Source organism: Clostridium taeniosporum, assembly GCF_001735765.2.
GTDB lineage: Bacteria > Bacillota > Clostridia > Clostridiales > Clostridiaceae > Clostridium > Clostridium taeniosporum.
Genome location: NZ_CP017253.2, coordinates 861584 through 880128, shown reverse-complemented (window position 1 = coordinate 880128; position 18545 = coordinate 861584). Strand labels below are relative to the sequence as shown.

The 18545-nt window shown below is 24.8% G+C and carries 18 protein-coding genes; 2 read left to right on the top strand and 16 right to left on the bottom strand.

The window, feature by feature from the left end; all coding sequences use genetic code 11:
* Window positions 1-148: 148 nt before the first annotated feature.
* Window positions 149-412: a 30S ribosomal protein S20 gene (gene rpsT, locus BGI42_RS04230; protein WP_069679125.1), complete on the top strand. Its 264-nt coding sequence runs from the start codon at window positions 149-151 to the stop codon at window positions 410-412.
* A 44-nt stretch (window positions 413-456) separates the two neighbouring features.
* Here the strand turns inward: rpsT and holA are convergent, their stop codons facing one another.
* The 16 genes from holA to BGI42_RS04150 all read right to left on the bottom strand — a co-directional run bounded on the left by holA (window position 457) and on the right by BGI42_RS04150 (window position 17681).
* Window positions 457-1491 (bottom strand): DNA polymerase III subunit delta, encoded by a 1035-nt coding sequence (holA, locus tag BGI42_RS04225; protein WP_069679124.1) that lies wholly within the window; start codon window positions 1489-1491, stop codon window positions 457-459.
* A gap of 29 nt (window positions 1492-1520) precedes the next feature.
* Window positions 1521-3215 (bottom strand): ComEC/Rec2 family competence protein, encoded by a 1695-nt coding sequence (locus BGI42_RS04220; RefSeq protein WP_105165897.1) that lies wholly within the window; start codon window positions 3213-3215, stop codon window positions 1521-1523.
* Window positions 3216-3220: 5 nt separating this feature from the next.
* The gene (locus BGI42_RS04215) at window positions 3221-5734 is read right to left on the bottom strand and encodes a P-type ATPase actuator domain-containing protein (RefSeq protein ID WP_069679122.1); all 2514 of its coding nucleotides are present in this window, start codon (window positions 5732-5734) and stop codon (window positions 3221-3223) included.
* Between the two features lie 112 nt (window positions 5735-5846).
* On the bottom strand, window positions 5847-6203 hold the full coding sequence (gene spoVAE / locus BGI42_RS04210) for a stage V sporulation protein AE (protein WP_069679121.1): 357 nt from the start codon (window positions 6201-6203) through the stop codon (window positions 5847-5849).
* 25 nt (window positions 6204-6228) lie between these two features.
* On the bottom strand, window positions 6229-7248 hold the full coding sequence (gene spoVAD, locus BGI42_RS04205; protein WP_069679120.1) for a stage V sporulation protein AD: 1020 nt from the start codon (window positions 7246-7248) through the stop codon (window positions 6229-6231).
* A gap of 118 nt (window positions 7249-7366) precedes the next feature.
* Window positions 7367-7825, bottom strand: a complete 459-nt coding sequence (gene spoVAC / locus BGI42_RS04200; protein WP_084023837.1) for a stage V sporulation protein AC — start codon at window positions 7823-7825, stop codon at window positions 7367-7369.
* Between the two features lie 432 nt (window positions 7826-8257).
* Window positions 8258-9016 (bottom strand): RNA polymerase sporulation sigma factor SigF, encoded by a 759-nt coding sequence (gene sigF, locus BGI42_RS04195; RefSeq protein ID WP_069679119.1) that lies wholly within the window; start codon window positions 9014-9016, stop codon window positions 8258-8260.
* Window positions 9017-9025: 9 nt separating this feature from the next.
* Window positions 9026-9457 (bottom strand): anti-sigma F factor, encoded by a 432-nt coding sequence (gene spoIIAB / locus BGI42_RS04190; protein ID WP_069679118.1) that lies wholly within the window; start codon window positions 9455-9457, stop codon window positions 9026-9028.
* Between the two features lie 16 nt (window positions 9458-9473).
* Window positions 9474-9809: an anti-sigma F factor antagonist gene (gene spoIIAA / locus BGI42_RS04185; RefSeq protein ID WP_069679117.1), complete on the bottom strand. Its 336-nt coding sequence runs from the start codon at window positions 9807-9809 to the stop codon at window positions 9474-9476.
* A gap of 168 nt (window positions 9810-9977) precedes the next feature.
* Window positions 9978-12287 carry an AAA family ATPase gene (locus BGI42_RS04180; protein WP_069679116.1) on the bottom strand — a complete coding sequence of 770 codons (2310 nt, stop codon included), beginning with the start codon at window positions 12285-12287 and terminating at the stop codon, window positions 9978-9980.
* Between the two features lie 328 nt (window positions 12288-12615).
* Window positions 12616-13527, bottom strand: coding sequence for a DUF4003 family protein (locus BGI42_RS04175; protein WP_275542706.1), 912 nt, complete (start codon window positions 13525-13527; stop codon window positions 12616-12618).
* Between the two features lie 331 nt (window positions 13528-13858).
* Window positions 13859-14080: a BhlA/UviB family holin-like peptide gene (locus BGI42_RS04170; protein ID WP_069679114.1), complete on the bottom strand. Its 222-nt coding sequence runs from the start codon at window positions 14078-14080 to the stop codon at window positions 13859-13861.
* Window positions 14073-14618 carry an RNA polymerase sigma factor gene (locus tag BGI42_RS04165; RefSeq protein WP_069679113.1) on the bottom strand — a complete coding sequence of 182 codons (546 nt, stop codon included), beginning with the start codon at window positions 14616-14618 and terminating at the stop codon, window positions 14073-14075. The genes BGI42_RS04170 and BGI42_RS04165 overlap by 8 nt, the downstream gene beginning before the upstream one ends.
* Before the next feature lie 296 nt (window positions 14619-14914).
* On the bottom strand, window positions 14915-15817 hold the full coding sequence (locus tag BGI42_RS04160; protein WP_069679112.1) for a S8 family peptidase: 903 nt from the start codon (window positions 15815-15817) through the stop codon (window positions 14915-14917).
* Window positions 15801-16955 carry a cysteine desulfurase family protein gene (locus tag BGI42_RS04155; RefSeq protein WP_069679111.1) on the bottom strand — a complete coding sequence of 385 codons (1155 nt, stop codon included), beginning with the start codon at window positions 16953-16955 and terminating at the stop codon, window positions 15801-15803. Before BGI42_RS04155 ends, BGI42_RS04160 begins: the two co-directional genes overlap by 17 nt.
* A gap of 66 nt (window positions 16956-17021) precedes the next feature.
* Window positions 17022-17681: a phospholipase A2 family protein gene (locus tag BGI42_RS04150; RefSeq protein ID WP_105165896.1), complete on the bottom strand. Its 660-nt coding sequence runs from the start codon at window positions 17679-17681 to the stop codon at window positions 17022-17024.
* A 350-nt stretch (window positions 17682-18031) separates the two neighbouring features.
* Between BGI42_RS04150 and BGI42_RS04145 the strand changes: the two genes are divergently transcribed.
* Window positions 18032-18463, top strand: a complete 432-nt coding sequence (locus BGI42_RS04145; protein ID WP_069679110.1) for a hypothetical protein — start codon at window positions 18032-18034, stop codon at window positions 18461-18463.
* Window positions 18464-18545: the final 82 nt, after the last annotated feature.

Sequence of the window (18545 nt, the reverse complement as noted above, 5' to 3'; positions counted from 1 at the left end):
AATAATATTATTTTTCCTATATGTTTAAATTTAATACTTGAATTACATAACTTTCAATGCTATAATAAGGTTTGTTGAAATTAAAAGAAAAGCAGATTTCCCCAAAAGCTGCAGGGGCCCTATAAAAATTTAAGGGGGTGAATGAAGAATGGCAAACATAAAATCAGCAAAAAAGAGAATTAAAGTTACTGAAACTAAAACTTTAAAAAATAGAATGATAAAATCAGCATTAAAAACTGTTATCAAAAATTTTGAAACTGCTGTAGCTGTTAACAATGTTGAAGAAGCTAAAGCTGCTTTCGTAGCAGTAACTAAATCTTTAGATGTAGCTACTTCAAAAGGTGTTGTTCACAAAAACATGGCTGCAAGAAAGAAATCTAGATTAGCTGCGAAATTAAACGCTATGGCGTAATCTAATAAACCCACCATTTGGTGGGTTATTTATTTTTATATATATTATCTTTTTACTGTTAAAGTATTTACAAGTAACAATTCCATTTCCATAGTCTTATCTACTCCACTTGACTTTAAATTATTCTCTGTATTAACACATAATTTTACCAATTCACTTAATTGCTTTTCTGTAAATTTATTACTTTGCCCTATTAATTTTTCACAAACAAACTGTGGTAATCTTAATTCTTTTATAAAATCACTTACTCGTTTACCTTGTCTTAAACCACTTTTAATATCATACAGTTTAACAAAATGTCTTTGAATATTACTTATTATAAGCATATGTTGATCAGATTTATATAAAATATCTTTCATTACATCCATGGCTCTTTCAATTTTTCTTTGTGCTATAAGTTCTACTAAATCAAATACATCTTCTTCACCATTTGAAGATATTAACATATCAATATCTTTTTTAGTTATTTCTCTTCCACTCGTATAAGAAATTAATTTGTCAACTTCTCTTTTTATTATGTCAAAGTTATTTTGCACCTTTTCTGCAAAATACATAAGTTCTATTCTTCCTATATTCTTTTTTTTCAATTTAAATATATCATTTATTTTTTTTATATAAGTATCCCTTCTTAACTTATCACAATATACTACATTAATTAATTTATCTAATGAATTCAATTTTTTATTTTTATTTGGTTTTTCTCTTTTATCATTAAATAAATAGTACATTATTAAAATAGTATATGGTGGCATATCAGAGGCATATTCTAATATTTTTTTATAAAGTTTATTAGAAGCTTCATCACTCTTATCTTTTAAAAAGTTAGCTCTATATACAATTACAACTTTCTTCTCACTCATTAAAGGAAAAGTTTCACATGCATTCATAATATCATCAAAATTTGTTTTCATACCATCTATTTTTATCAAATTAAGATTATCTTTATCATTACTTATTGTTTTATTAAGTATTGAATTTATAGAGTCTTTTATTATTTCTTCATCTAATCCACAAAATATATATGAATTTCTTATAGTTCCTTTTTCAATTTCTCTTTCAAAAACTTCATAATTAATCAAAACAAAATCCCTCTTCCTTTATTACACATCTAAAATAACACTTTATCTTTAAATAATATAACTTTATTTATATTATTGTCACTAAAATTTATTATAACATAATCTTTAAAATTAACTTTTTTATTATTAGTTTTAAGCATATAATTTTTATTATTAACTTTTAATACATAACTATTTTTATATTTTCTTATTTTAGCTTTATTCCCTATATTTATAATACAATTATCACGATATACTTTATTTGTAAGAGTAATATTCTTTAATCTTTTTATATCTATATTATTTTTCTCTACTAAAAGTACCCTATCACCTTTATAAGTAATTAAAAAAGCTCCTTCATTATAATATTGTATTTCAGGCATAGGACTATATAATTTAATACCTATAACTAATATAAATAAAATCGGAAAGTAAATAAATTTCTTTTGATTATTTTTTATAAAATACAAACTAATTAAAATACTCATATAAAATATAGCTATATATTCATTACAATTAATTATAGGTAATGAATAATATTCAATTTTATCTATAGTCCAATCAAACCATCTTAATATAATTAAATTAATATAACTACAAAAATCAAATAAACTAGGAATAAAACATGTGATAGGTAAAGTATTCCCACATATTACCATTAGATTAATTAATGGTAGTAAAAATAAATTTCCTAATACAAAGTTAATAGATACATCTTTAAAAACTAAAACTAAATATGGAAAAGTAAATATTTGAGCTGATAAGCTTATACTTAAAGTATTCCTTAATATACTAGGTAATTTATAAAATCTATAATTAAACTTTTTATTATATAAAATTATACCTAGTGTTGCCAAATACGATAATTGAAATGAAACTTCAAAAACAGCATAAGGTCTAATTAATAAAAGTATTATTCCTGATACACTTAATGCCGAAAGAGAGTTATTGTTTCTTTTTACTAAATGACTTAATTCCAATGTACTTAACATTAAAAAGGCTCTAATACTAGAATAATTTCCACCAGTAAATAAAACATATACTATACTAAATAATAACCCTAATTTTACTCCTAAAAATCTTTTTAAAACACTATATACTATGGCAACATGTAATCCTGAAACACTAATTGCATGTATTATTCCAAAATTTTTCATATTATCTTTATCGTCATAATCTAAATAATCAGAATATCCAAAAGCAATTGATGATATTAATCCTGCTTTTCTTTTACCAACATTCTCTTCTAGCATCTTATAAACTTTATTTTTTAAATAATATAAATTACTTATAATATCATTGTTTTGTTTATTTACTTTAGTTATAAATAAAGTACCCACTATTCCTTTTTCTTTTATAGAATTATCTTTAAATTTTCCATTTACATTAAATTTATCTCCTACATTTATTTCTTTTTTAAAATTTTTCAAAATCACTTTTTTTCCATTATAAGAACCAACAGTCTCATATGAATTATTTTTTATTATTCTTATATTATGTTGTGATGCATATGAAGTATTATAGTATGAATAATTAATAACTATTCCCATAATAAAGAAAAAACTAATTATAAAAGTAAATTTGATTCCACAATAATATAAAATGCATATAAAAAAGAAGCAAACAATAAAAATTGTAAGCTTCTTAAAACTATCAAATAATCCATAAAAAATAGAACTTAAAATTAAAGTTATAAAAATATAAACTATTGGATTTACTACTTCTTCTATCTTTTTTAAAGTCAAATAGCTCACCTCATTAATGAGTTTTGCCATTTTTTAAATAAAATTTCAAAAATAATTAAAGATACTATTATTATAGCTGAAATAATCATTAAATTATTTGTTATAATTATCTGCTTTAGCATAAAAATTAATCCTAAAAACATTATAGATAAAATTATAGAAATAACCATTAATTTTCTTTCTATTGATGAAACTCTCAAACTTATTCCGCTATTGAATGAAGCAAATATAATTCCACCTAAAGATATTGTTAAAAAAGAAATAAAATATCTACTGCTATCTTTTAATATATAGGTTGATATGAATATTATTGAACTTAATAATATTGATCTTAACACAACTTCTTTTCCACTTATATTTTTTCCATTCTTCAATAGTAAAATTAATGATATTGGTATACTTAATATTATATTAGTATATAAAATATTAGAAATATCTAATGGTTGATTTATTTCACTCATTAAAGATAAAAATAATGTGATTATTTGAGTTAAAACCAAAGTATATATCCCTTTAAATGCCCTATTAATATTATGACTTAATTTAGTAGCATAATCCTTTATCTTAAAAAATCCATCTAAATAATTTTCTTTTATATAAACATCTGATATTTTCTTAACTAATAACGATGGTTGACCTTTTGCAATACCAACATTTGATAAATTTAAACTTGGTAAATCACCTAAAGTTTCACCGGTTGCTGATATCTTATATCCATCCTTATTAAATAATGCTATTATTTGTGATTTTATTTCTGGATTAATTCTTGAAAACACTCTTACTTTATGTAATAAATCTTTTAACTCTTGGGAATTTAAAGTATCTAATTCTATTCCTGATACAACTTGCTCATTTTTGTATATAAATCTTGCTTTTTTAGCTGTTGTAATCGCACTGATTTTATTCTCTTCTGTAAATAAAATTGGTATTATACCACTATTTTTTATTTTATTAACCCTATCTTCAATATCATCTTTAAGTGGATTCTCTAACGCTATAATCCCTACAAAAACCATGTTACTCTCTATATTTTCATCAGTTGATGGCTGATAACTAAAGTTCCTATAAGCAAAGGCCTGAGTTATTAAACCTTGCGCTGAAAACTTTATATCAATATTTTTTACTTTGGCTTTTTCTTCAGCAGTAAATTCTTTTTCTACTCCATCTATCATAATATGAGTACATCTATCTAATATTGAATCTAAGTTTCCACGGGAATTAGCCCTATACCATCTTTTTATCTTATTTACAACGGTTATCATTCTCTTGTCAAAGTCCATAGGGATTTCAATAATTCTAAAATTTTGTTTATCTAAATCTGATTTATAAACTTTCTTTTTGGCAGCATATTCTAAATATGCTATTTCTTCTAATTCACCTTTATTTTCTTCTTCATCATTATATATTCCATTATTGCATAATAATGATATATCTAATATTCTAGTAGTATTTATGTCTTTTGTGTATTTAATATCTTCTGCAAAAAATATTTCATTACTAGTGAATATCTTTTTTACTATCATCTTTTCTTGAGTTATACCACCAATTTTATCTAAACACATTATATTTATATCATTTATTAGATCAAATGTTGAAAAATTTATAATGTTAATATCTTGTTTTAAAAATAATTGCAAAATGTATTTAACAGCTAATGTTATTATTAAAATAATAGGTAAACAACCAATTATAATAAAGCCATTATATAAATAACCTATATCTTTCTTCACTAAATCAACAGCTATTATTCCAAATATCAACATAAAAAAACTATATAAAAGATACTTTCCCCATTGTTTTTGCACTTTATTTAATAGTGTATTTTTTCTATTACTTGCATATGTAAGCATTGCTAAAAGTCTTCCAAGTTGAGTAGAATTTCCTATTGAAATTACTATTCCCTCACCAGATCCTTCTTTTATCACAGAACCTTTAAAAAGTATATTATTCATTTCACTAAGAGAATTTATTCCTCCACTTATTTTACTTTCAAATTTTTCCTTTAAAAAACCTTCTCCAGTAATATTTTTTTCATCTACTTTTATATTATTAGCTTTTATTATTCTTATATCAGCAGGAATTAATGAATCCTTTTTAAAAACTACTATATCACCTATCAATATATCTTCTACCTTTATTATTTGCTGTACACCATCTCTTATTACAGTAGCAGTAGCAAAATTTAATTTTTCTAAAAATCCAATTTCTTTATCTTTTCTAATATTATAGTACATAAGTGCAACAATATTTATTATTAAAAATCCTAAAACAACAAATTTAAAATTATTGAAATTTATTATAAATAATAAAATAGTTATTATGAAATATATTAATATATGTATTTGCTTAAATACACCTAATATATTTTTAGATAATCTATTACCATTTGGTAATCCTATTTTATTGGTTCCATATTTATTTTTTCTAGCTTCACACTCACTACTGCTAAGTCCCCTTTGTGCATTGCTTTCTAACATTTCAACTACTTGAATCCATGTATTATTACAATATTTGTCCAAAAAATCCCCCACCTAACTAATAATTAAATAAATAATAAACCAGTTATACAACTGGATTATTATTTATTAATTATAGTATAAATGTTAGTGAGATAAAAATAAAGTTAAAAATCTAGTCTTTCGTTTTAGGGTTGAATATTAAAGCCATTAAATAACCAAAAAAAATAGCTGCAGTTATTCCTCCTGCTGCACCTTTAATCCCCCCTACAAAAGCTCCAAGTAACCCTATCTCTTTTACTTCTTTTATTGCAGCTTTTGCTAATAAATTCCCAAATCCCGGTAAAGGAACAGTAGCTCCAGCTCCTCCTATTTCAACTATTTTATCGTATATTCCAAAAGCACCTAAAATAGCTCCTATTGTAACAAATAAAACGAGTATTCTACCTGGTGTTAAATTTGTTGTATCCATTAATATCTGTGCTATTATACATATAATACCACCAATTATAAAAGCATTTAAGTATTCCATCTATGTACTACACTCCTTTCAAAACTTATTTCATTTCTATTGAAACTGCATGTGCTATACCTGGTATACTTTCACCTTGAAGAGATGAAGTTGGACTCATTAAAGCTCCTGTTGATACTAACAATACATTTTTTATTTCTTTTCTCATTAATTTTTTATATAATTCTCCTGCAAATACTACTGCTGAACATCCACATCCACTTCCTCCTGCTGCAGTTTTTTGTAATTCATTATTAAAAATTGCTTCTCCGCAATCCATGTGATTTGCTCTTATATCAAAACCATATTCTGCAATCAACTTATCTGCTAATTCTTTTCCCACACTACCTAAATCGCCAGTTGCTATAACATCATAATATTGTGGTTTTCTTCCAGTATCTTTAAAATGACTTACTAATGTGTCTACAGCAGCCGGAGCCATAGCAGCTCCCATATTATTAGGATCTTTTTGACCATAATCCTTTACTTTTCCAGTAGTTACATAAGTAACTTCTGGAAACTTCCCTTCATGCCCCAATACTAAAGCTCCAGAACCAGTTACTGTCCATTGACAAGTAGCTGATCTTTGACATCCATATTCTAAAGGAAATCTAAATTGCCTTTCTGCCGAGCTAAAATGAGAAGATGTTGCAGCAATTACGTATTCTGCACATCCAGCATCCATTATTATAGAAGCTAAACTTAAAGATTCTGTCATTGTAGAACACGCTCCATATAATCCAAAAAAAGGTATTTCAAATTTTCTTGCTGTAAAACTAGAAGATATTATTTGATTTAATAAATCTCCTGCAAAAAGATAATCTATATCACATTCTTGTAAATTAGCTCTTGATAAAGCCTGTGTTATAGCCGTATACATCATTTCACTTTCAGCTTTTTCAAAACTATCTTTACCACAAGTATCATCATTTAATATTTGATCAAAATATTCCTTTAATGGTCCTTCTCCTTCTTTGGGACCTACTACAGAATAAGAAGAAATTATTTTAGGTGGATTTGTTAACTTAACTGTTTGAGAACCTATTTTCTTATTATTTGTTTTCATATTTACACCTACCTTAACTAAAAAAACTACAGCAATTAATCTTAATATCTAATTAATAACATTTTAAGGCACATTCAAATAAATAGTCAGTATGCTCGTTTATTTTCATATGCCTAATTTAAAAAATAGACATTACATAATACACAATTCCTATAATTACAGATGTTCCTATTCCATATACAAGAACTGGTCCTGCAATTGTAAACATTTTTGCAGCTACCCCAAAAACAAAACCTTCTTTTTTAAATTCTATAGCTGGTGATACTATGGCATTTGAAAAACCTGTTATAGGTACTACTGTTCCAGCACCACCAAATTGAGCTATTTTATCATATATACCAACTCCAGTTAACAATGCTCCTAAAAAAATCATTGCTATAGAAACAATTGTTTTAACTTGATCTTCTGGTAATCCCAAAGTTGATACATAATTATTAATAAATTGACCTACACAACAAATAATTCCTCCAACGAAAAATGCTTTAGCACAATCCTGAAATATTTTAGGCTTTGGTTCAACTTGTTTAGCCATTTTTTCATATTTTTGTATTATAATTTTTTCATTTTTTTTCTTCAATATATACCACGTTGCTACCCTATACCTATAAAATATTTATAGGCTTGTAACATTCTCCTTTCTTTTTTACTTTGTATATAAATATATAATTATTATTTGTAAATTTAGAAAATTTAATTATGTTAATTTATTCCTTTATAAAAAATAATTATAATACACTTGAATTTTTAATTTTATAATTTTCTTAAAAAAGTGGCTATGCCATGCTTTTTAGCTGATTGTTGATAATTGAGAGTTTTGGTTGAAAGTCTTAAGACTTTATAAAAATATATATTTTAAAATTCTATAACATTTTTTCTTATAGCGCTCAACTCTCCCACTCAACTAATATTTGATTAAACCTAGATCTTATCAGTCTTTAAAACTTTATGCTTTCCTAGACATGAACAAAAAAACAGATGATTTCTCATCTGCTTTTTATATTATATTAAATTATTGTTCTTCTAATTTTTCTCTCATTTTTAAAAGAACCTTTTTCTCTATTCTTGATACCTGAACTTGACTTATTCCAAGCAATTTAGCCACTTGAACCTGAGTCTTATCCTTAAAATATCTTAAAACAATAATTTGGCGTGCTTTTTCATCTAAACTCCTTAAGGCCTCTTTTAATGCTATCTTATTTATCATTCCAATATCATCTTCGCTTTTTTCACTTAATTTATCTATAAGTAATACTGGTGCTCCATCATCTTGATGAATTGTATCATAAAGATATTGTAAACTATTGGCTGATTCTACTGCAAAAACTATTTCTTCTTTATCTACGCCTGAATATTCAGAAAGTTCTTCTATAGTAGGACTTCTATTTAATTTTTTAGTTAATTCTTCTTTTATAAAATGTAGACGTTTTGCCAAACTCTTAACATTACGACTAACCTTTATCATTCCATCATCTCTTAAAAACCGCTTTATCTCACCAATTATCATAGGTACTGCATAAGTTGAAAATTTAACATTATAATTTAAATCAAAATTATTTATAGCCTTTACGAGTCCAATAGAACCTATTTGAAATATATCTTCATAATCATAACCTCTATTTAAAAATTTTTTACTTATAGAAGCAACTAAAGGTAAATTCATTTCTATTAATCTATTCATAGCCTCTGAATCTCCATTTTTAGCTAAAGGCAATAATTGTGAATTATCATTGTAATTAAATTCCTCTCTATTAAAATTCCCTATACCCATATTTTACCCCTAACTTAATATGTTAAACTTTTTCTTCATTCTAATCCTTGTACCTTTTTCCCTTTCACTTTCAACTAACAACCCATCCATAAATGTTTCCATAACCGTAAAACCCATTCCTGACCTTTCTAAGTCAGGACGTGAAGTATATAATGGCTCCATTACTTTAGGTATATCTTCAATCCCCTTTCCATTATCTACAATCTCAATAGTAACCTCTCCATTGAAAATTTCAACTTCAATTTTTATAATCCCATCTTCTCTATTCTCATATCCATGTATTATTGAATTAGTTACTGCTTCTGAGACAGCTGTTTTTACATCACTTATTTCATCTATAGTTGGATCTAATTGAGCTATAAATGCTGCTACAGCTACCCTTGCAAAAGCTTCATTTTGAGATTTACTTATAAACTCCAAACTCATTTTATTATCATACACAATAAATCCCTCCATCTTAAATGCATCTTACTGCCTCATCTACAGTTTTATAATGTTTAATTATTTTATATAATCCTGTCAGTTCAAAAACTTTATTTACACTATCTCTTATATTACAAATACAAAGAGCGCCACCTTTTCCAGCAAGTTTTTTATTTCTTGCAACAACAACTCCGATTCCAGAACTGTCCATAAAACTCACTCCAGAAAAATTTAAAATTAATTTTTGTATATTATCTCTATCAATTCTATCGTCTATCCTAACCCTAACTTCTTCTGCACTATGATGATCTAATTCACCCATCATATTTACTATTAAAATTTCATCATACTTCTCAAATTTTAAATCCATATAAAATACTCTAAAATTTTCTTAGAGTAATTCACCTCCTTAGTTTCTTTACCATATTTTAACATATATTTTTATGCACCGTCAATTTGTTTTATTACATTTTTTTCTAAAAAAAAGAATAGATACTAAGTCAATTCTTTTACTCAGTACCTATTCTATTATATTTTTTTACTTTTTCCTTTTGCTTGGCTTATATTTTGCTATTTCTTCTTCTATAATCTTAAAAAATCCTTTAATTGTTTCACCATCATTTAGTATAAGAATTTCTATAGCATCCTCAATTGTAGACATGGTATAAATGTGAAAATCACCCTTACTTATACTTTCTTCTACATCTTTATCTAAAATCAATTCATCTTTATTCATATTAGGAATTAATACGCCTTTACCACTAACTGTGTCCATAGCACTACATACAGTATAAAATCCTTCAATTTTTTCATTTACCATTCCTATTGGTTGTACTTCTCCAAATTGATTTATAGATCCAGTTACTGCAATATTTTGTTTTATTGGTTTTTTACTAAGTGCTGATAGTATACATATTATCTCGGCAACAGAAGCACTGTCTCCTTCAACTAATGAATAGGTTTGTTCAAAACTTAATTGAAAATCAACAGGCAAGCTTTCATAAGGACTCAATAAATTATTTATTAATCCGGTTAAAATCCCAATAGATTTTTCATGAATATTACCACTTAATTTACTTTCTTTATGAACATCAATTATTTTACCTGTGCCTTGAAAAGCTAAACAAGTTATTCTCATTGGTCTTCCCAAACTAAATAAACTTGTTCCAATTACAGCTAGTCCATTAGTAGAACCTACTTTTTCACCATTTATTGATAATAATATTTTATTATTCTTATAACTTTCTAACATTTGTTCATTAATATCTTTATCATCACAATGATAGCTACTTATAATATCATCTCTAATTATAGAAAATCTGCCATCATTATTTGCTTTATCATTAGCTAGATATAGTATCTTATCAATATAATAGTTATCAATAGAAATCTTATTTCTATTTCCTATAATTCTAGATAAATATTTAAATATTTCTTCTATAGCTCCTTGTTCTAAATCCAATAAGCCTTCATTCTTTGCTTTGTTTTTAATATAATTGGCTATTAAACTTCTAGAAGCATCATTACACTTTAATTCACTTTCCATTTCAACCTTTAATGGAAATATTCTTTTAAATTCCTCATCTTTTTCATAAAGTATGCTAAAAGCCTCATAATCACCTATTAAAATAACTTTAACATTAACTGGTATTGATTCTGGCTTTAACCCTTCTAAAGATAGAACTTCCAAATAATTTTTAGTATAGCTATAATCTACTTTTCCAAACATCAGTACTTTTTTTAAATAATAATAACTATAACCACCAGCCAATAAAGAATTTAAATTCAAAATTAAGCATCCTTCATTAGCTCTTAACAAACTTCCTGGATGTATTAACCCTATATCTGGTAAATAACCTCCATTACTATTTTTATACTCTATATTTCCAATTAAATTATTTATTGTAGGATTTTCTTCAAAAATAACCCTTGGATGTGGTACATCTTTATTATCAACAAGTACATTAATTTGAAACTTTATAAAAATTTCATCTATATATGACTGATCCTCTTCTAGACTTACTGTGTAACATTCAACAAGTTGATCCTCAATCCAATCAAACATTTGAGAAAGATGCATACAAGCAAGTTTATCAGTTACAAATTCAAACAATAAATCTTCTTTAGCTTCTTTCATTTCTTTTTTTAGATATTCTCCATACATAACTCTTAAATCATTTATTGATTTAATTTCAAGAGCTGTTAACTTATTCAAAACTAATTGTGCTTCTTTTTTTAGTTCTGATACTTGTTCATTTATCACACCTTGTTCATCATTCTCTAATTCATCATATTCATCTTCAGTCATTTCATTACCTTCTGATTTTAATGGAATAAATACAAAGCCACCATTTGTTGCTTTTACATCAAAATTATTTTCTTTAGCTCTCTTCATTAAATCAGAAATATATTTATTTCTTTTCTCCTTAGTTTGTTCAATTAATTCTTCTTTTTCTTCATTAGATGAACCATTATAAAATTCTATTACACAATCAAAATATTGATTTTTTATATCGTCTATTCTCTCTTTTAATAAGGTTCCTTTTCCACTTGGTAAAAATAAAACTTTAGGATTTAACAAATCGTCTGTAGTAACATAACATATATCTTTAGGAGCTCCTTCTTCTTGATATATTTCTGAAACATAATCCATTAAACTACTTAATTTATCCATAGCAAATGAGTCAATATAATATAAGTTGTATCCATTTTTCTTAATTTTTAAAGCTCTTTTTATATCCTTTAATCTTGAAGTAACTTCTGGTAATTCTGCAAGTCTCTCTTTATCAGATAATTCTTTAAAAGAACATTTAAATATAACTTCACTTGGAGTTAATTCATTTTTCATAAACCATATCCACTTTGAAGTTTTTTTCTGTAACTTAAACTGTGATTAAATCTTCAAAAGTAGTTTCCTCCTTAATTTAGTAGTATATTAATATTAATATTCTTCAATTGAAAAAATAGATATAGTTTTTTAGTTTTTATTCGTATTTTACTACTAAATTTTTATAATTAAGCATATAAAAATAAATAACAAGTCAAAGATGCGACAAATATTTTGTGAAATACAATGACCTAAGTCCTGCTAATAGTTGTTCTATTAATAGGTTCCAAGGAAAAAGTAGTTCATAAAATAAATTAGCATACTGACTAGTTATTTATTTGAATGTGCCTTAAGCTAATACTTCATTAAAGACCCCTTGATTTTTACTTATTAAGAACGAATATGTACTAAATGCCAGCAATTCGTCCAAATATTTTATATTTTTATTTTTTAGGCTCATGAATGTAATTACTAAAACAATAATATTTCTAAATCCTTTATCTATATAAAATTCATATTCAAGTTCTTCATCGCATAAATATTCTACAACGTCTTTCATTTTATCAATAATTTCATGTATATCCTGTTTTTCTACTAATACACCTAATACACTTAAAAATTGATTACTTATTTTAAAATCATTTTCCTCTAAGGACCTTAAAAGTTCTTCTGCCTTACATATTGCATCCTCATATTCATTTAATAATATTGTATTAGTCAATCCCTGTACACTATTATTAGAAAATAAATCTAAATTCAAAACATAATTAAAAACTTTTTCCATATATTCAGTTATAGAATCAAATTTAGTACAATTTATTGCTAATAAAGTACAAAATAAATAATCGTCTTCTTTAGTTACATTTCCATATTTAGATTTTATAATTTTATATATTTCCTTAGTTTTATGAATTATATCTTTCCTGTTTTCCTTATCTACATATTTTACAATTGAATATGCTGATAAAACCAAATATCCACACTCATTAAAATTTTCTTCTAATAATAAATCAAACACCTGAATTATTTCATCAGTTAACTTTATTTTATCTATATTATCATTCATTATTGATATTAAAAATGATAATATATATAACATATCTCCTCTAAATGGTGACATTCTAGAAGTCTTATCTTTTATAATTTTTCTTATATATTTAATTTCATCAAACTTAATATTTTTATTATAATAACCATTAAGTAAAGCTGAAAAATGATTAATATAATCTCCATCATATCTTAATGCTTCTTTAACATTAATATAGTTTTCTACTGTAGTATCACAAACTATTTTGGTATTAGTGTCTATTATAATCTCCCCCTAGTTTCTATTAATCTATAATTAATAAAATAGCTTTCTTCTTTGCTTAATTATATAATACCTTTATGACATATTTGTGTCTAAATTTATTATTTAATTATTAATAAATACTGTATTTATTCTTAAAAAATATATAAAAATAAAATGGCTACGCTACCCTTTTTAGTTAATTAAACCTAGATTTTATCAGTCTTTCAACTTTCAAAAATTTTTAGTAATCCAATGTTTCTAGGTAATATCACACTATACCATTATAATTAATAATACAAGTTTAGTTAATTTTTTTTCTTATTTCATTTACAGTTGAGCTTATAGAATCTAATGTATTTAATCTTTCAGTAAGTTGTTTTATTATATCTTGATAATTTTTTTCTCTTTCTTCTTGTTTTAAATCTCTATTCTCTTGTGCTTTTAATATGTATATTATAAGCACACAACTTAAAATCGTCCAAATTCCTTGAGTTGTAGCTAATTTTATTAATTGATCAAACATAAATTCCCTCCTTACATAATATTCTTTTTAAAAATTTCAAAGCTTGTCTTTTAGACTTATTTACAGCTTGTCTTGATATTTTAAGTCTTTCAGCAATTTCTACATCTGACAATTGTAAATAAAATTTTAAAAATATTATCTTCTTTTGTTTAGGTTTTAATAATGAAATTAAATCTTTAAATATTACATTGGAATATTCATTACTATTATTATTCTTATCTAATATATTTAAAAGTTCCTCATCAGAATTATAAGTTATAAGAGATGTATAAGAATTTATTTTATAATATAAATTTATTGACTTATTATTAAGACATCGTCTTATATATCTTAGAACTTCTTCATCATCTTTAAATCTATCAACTTCTAATTTTAAAGTAAGCTCATATAAATATATAATTAAATCTGTAGATGCTTCAGGATATTTCAACTTATAACTTAGATAACTAATTTTAGAATTAAAATAAGATAATATATCCATGAAATTATTAGAATCTTCTTGAAATAATTTTATTTTTTTTAATAAATCTGTAGGCATATGACCACTCCTTAAGTTGTAATAACTCTGCAATCAGAGTTTTATATACCTACTAAAAGTAAAAATCCAAAAAATATGTAAACCTATTTTTTTGAATTTTTGTATTTTAATTCAAACATTTTTCTACATAAATAAATATATTATATAAATTTTCGATGAATATTTTTATAAAAATTGTAATTTAGACATAAAAAAGCAAAAATTAAAAGCATTGAGTAAATAAAACTCAATGCTTTTAATCTCTTAAATTTATATTTTTTTAAACAAAATAGTTTTTGTAAATAAATTATATTAAACTAAATATTTTTTATATTTAAATCCATTACATTATAATAGAAATTTTCTTGTTTACATTTAACTGTATGTTTATAAAATATTTTTAAAATTTCTAAATATGAAAGCTGTCTTTTTAACTTTATTTCATATTTATTTATCAATAATGCAATTGCACCTGATACAAAAGGTACTGCCATAGAAGTTCCTGATAAAATAGCATAACTATTTTTTAAATGTGTCGAATATATATCTGTCCCTGGAGCTATAACATTAATTTTGTTATTTAAATCTGAAAAATAAGGTATTTTTTTATTATTATCCATAGCTCCAACAGAAATGACTTCATTGTAATTGGCTGGATATTGGCATTGCTTTTTTAACTCATGAAAACCTATATTCCTTATTGAAGAAACAATAATAATATTATGTTTAATAGCTTTCTTAATTGCATCATGCAATTCTTTTATATCTTCTTGTAATCCTAAAGACATAGATATAATTCTTACTCTACTATTATCTTTTCCCCTCCAATTTATACAATAATAAATTGCTTTAATTACATCTTTATAATTTCCTTTTCCATATTTATTTAATGTTTTCAAAATTAACAACTTAGATTTTGGAGCAACACCAATTGCTTTACCTGAATTTCCATCGGCTCCAATTATTCCAGCAACATGAGTTCCATGTCCATTGTTATCACAATATATATTCTCATCACTATAATCTTTGGTAAAATTATGACCATCTAAAATATTATTTTTCAATTCATTATGATAACTATCACATCCAGTGTCAAATACAGCAACTACTATATTATCCCCCATATATCCTTCACGCCATAGAGATTGAGCATTTATTAATTTAATACCATAATGTATCTTTAAAGTTGTCATATCCATATTATTATCTTGAAAAATCATTATGATTTCTTAAATTATCCACTATAAATATAAGATTTTTTATAAAATAATTAATTTCTTCTTCAGTAATATTTTCATCTATAGTAAATCTTATAGATTCTGTTGCTAATTTTTCTGGTAATCCTATAGCTAATAATACATGAGAGGTTTTAGTAGTTCCACAACTACATGCAGACCCACTAGATGCTTTTATTCCAACTTTATCTAACATATACACAAGAATTTTTCCATTAACATCTGTAAAGGAAAAATTTATATTGTTAGACAGTCTTTTGATTGAATGTCCATTTAACTTACAACATGGTATATTTAAATAAATATCATTTATTATTTTATTTCTTATTTTTTCAACTTTAATTACCCTTTTCTCAATATCATCCATTGCCATTTCTATTGCAACTCCAAGACCTACACATGCTGCTACATTTTCAGTACCAGCTCTCAATCCTTTTTCTTGACTTCCTCCATGCATAAATGTTTCAATTTCTAATCCTTGTCTTATAAATAATGCTCCTATACCTTTTGGACCATTTATTTTATGTGCAGATAATGTAAGTAAATCAATATTATATTCTTTTAAATCAATTGGAATTTTTCCTATAGCCTGTACAGCATCTGTATGAAAAATAATATTATTCTTTCTTGCTATTTCACCAATTTCTTTTATTGGCTCAATAGTTCCTATTTCATTATTTGCAAACATAATAGATATCAGAATAGTTTTATCTGTTATAGCACTTTTTAAATCTTCTATAGATATAAGTCCATACTCATCAACTGGTAAATAAGTTACATCGAAACCGTTTTTTTCTAAATAACTACAAGTCTTTAATACAGACTCATGTTCAATGCTGGTTGTTATAATATGATTTCCTTTATCTTTATTATTAAAAGCACATCCTTTTATAGCCCAATTATTTGATTCTGTAGCACATGATGTAAAAAATATTTCATCACATTTACATTTTAATGCAGCAGCTATTTTATTACGTGCATCTTCTATTGCTAATTTAGCATTTCTTCCACTCTTATAAATACTAGATGGATTACCAAACTCTCTTGATAAATAATTTAACATTTTTTCTAAAACTGCTTTATTAATAGGAGTAGTTGCAGCATGATCTAAGTATACTTCCATAAATAAATACCTCCTTAAATTTTAAATAATTAGTGGACTGTATATAATATACAGTCCTAATAAAAACTATCTTTCTATACAAGGCCAATACTTAAAGAATGTACTTACAGCTATAGCCCATTTATTTCCTTCTGCAACATATGGTTTTAAACATTGTCTTAATGCTCTATCACATGAACATGTAGAATATCCCTTCTCACCATAGCAATTATCATGAGTTTGACAACATCTATCTACTACATCAATTGGATCTTTAGGACCACTACATCCTGCTCCACACCAATTTCCATGAATACAAGGTAAATTAGCTTTTACCTCTTCTTTATTAAAATTTTCAACAATAGGTTTATCTTCTAATTCCTTAAGTTGTTCTAATACATAATCATATCTAACCTTCTTAATTAAAATTAAATCTCTATCAAATATTTCATATAAATAATCCATTTCTATTCCATCAGTTTTTTCAATCATTCTTAATGTAACCTTATACTCTTCCCCTGAATCAATAAATACAACCTTTATATTTTCTTGAACTAAAGTTAAAATAGATATTTTAAACTCACTGTTTTCTAGTCTAGATGCCTCCATAACTTCAAAATTATCTTCAGCTATTTTTTTATTTTTAATCAATTCAAATACTATTAATTTAAATTCTGGTGTTTCTTTAACCTTTCCTACAAAATTAATTAATTCATTATTTTCAATTTTAGTAAATCCATTTGACATTTACTTTTCCTCCTAATTTTCATTTATTTAATTTAGTAATTAAAATAATCAGCGCTGTTAAATTATTTACATAAACTAAAACATATGAATAAGTAATTTTGTAAACTTAATATTTAAAATAAAATTATTTTAGATTAAGAATATATTATTTAAACATATTTCCCTATATCCTCTTAATTAATTTTTCAATAATATACTTTAAACTATATTTTACATATGGTTTAAAATACAGTAAAACGCCTTCAATATATATGGTACTTAATAAATTATTATGATATAATAATCTAGATATAATAGGTTTTTTATTTTAATTATATGAAACATTCTTATTAAAAAAAGGAGAGTCATAAATGGGTTTAAAAGAAAAATTTTCTGGAAAATTTAATAAATATTTTCAAGATGCATACCTTGAAAAATATGGAGATAGAATTACAAGTACATCTGGAACTGTTTTATCAGTAAAGGTTTTTGAAAAAAGTTATTTTATATTTCATAAAATATTAGTTGAAATGGTAGTTAAACCTGAAGTAGGTAGAGCTGTTGTGAAATGTTTTTATAAGCAAAATAAATGGTTTAAAAAGCCTGAATTTATTACTGTTTCTCAAGGGCATAAAGTAATAATAATGGGTGTTAAAGGTGAAAAAATAAAGAAAAAAGATACTACAGAAGCTGTTCAAATAATGAATATATTAAATCTTACAACAAAAAAAGACTTAATACCTGTTGATCATAGTGAATTAAGAAAATCACGTCAACAAGCAAATAGAATGATGAGAAGATAATTTACAGATTAAAATAAAAGTACCAATTGATATTTTCAATTGGTACTTTTATTTATTTTATTTTGATTTCATTGGGGATGTA

Coding starts and splice junctions, on each gene's coding strand:
- rpsT (WP_069679125.1), top strand. CDS start 149: ATGGCAAACATAAAATCAGCAAAAAAGAGAATTAAAGTTACTGAAACT.
- spoIIAA (WP_069679117.1), bottom strand. CDS start 9,809: ATGGATTTAAAATTTGAGAAGTATGATGAAATTTTAATAGTAAATATG.
- BGI42_RS04160 (WP_069679112.1), bottom strand. CDS start 15,817: ATGATTTTTCAAGATAATAATATGGATATGACAACTTTAAAGATACAT.
- BGI42_RS04155 (WP_069679111.1), bottom strand. CDS start 16,955: ATGGAAGTATACTTAGATCATGCTGCAACTACTCCTATTAATAAAGCA.
- spoVAE (WP_069679121.1), bottom strand. CDS start 6,203: ATGGAATACTTAAATGCTTTTATAATTGGTGGTATTATATGTATAATA.
- BGI42_RS04165 (WP_069679113.1), bottom strand. CDS start 14,618: ATGCCTACAGATTTATTAAAAAAAATAAAATTATTTCAAGAAGATTCT.
- BGI42_RS04170 (WP_069679114.1), bottom strand. CDS start 14,080: ATGTTTGATCAATTAATAAAATTAGCTACAACTCAAGGAATTTGGACG.
- BGI42_RS04150 (WP_105165896.1), bottom strand. CDS start 17,681: ATGTCAAATGGATTTACTAAAATTGAAAATAATGAATTAATTAATTTT.
- BGI42_RS04145 (WP_069679110.1), top strand. CDS start 18,032: ATGGGTTTAAAAGAAAAATTTTCTGGAAAATTTAATAAATATTTTCAA.
- sigF (WP_069679119.1), bottom strand. CDS start 9,016: ATGGGTATAGGGAATTTTAATAGAGAGGAATTTAATTACAATGATAAT.
- BGI42_RS04180 (WP_069679116.1), bottom strand. CDS start 12,287: ATGAAAAATGAATTAACTCCAAGTGAAGTTATATTTAAATGTTCTTTT.
- spoVAD (WP_069679120.1), bottom strand. CDS start 7,248: ATGAAAACAAATAATAAGAAAATAGGTTCTCAAACAGTTAAGTTAACA.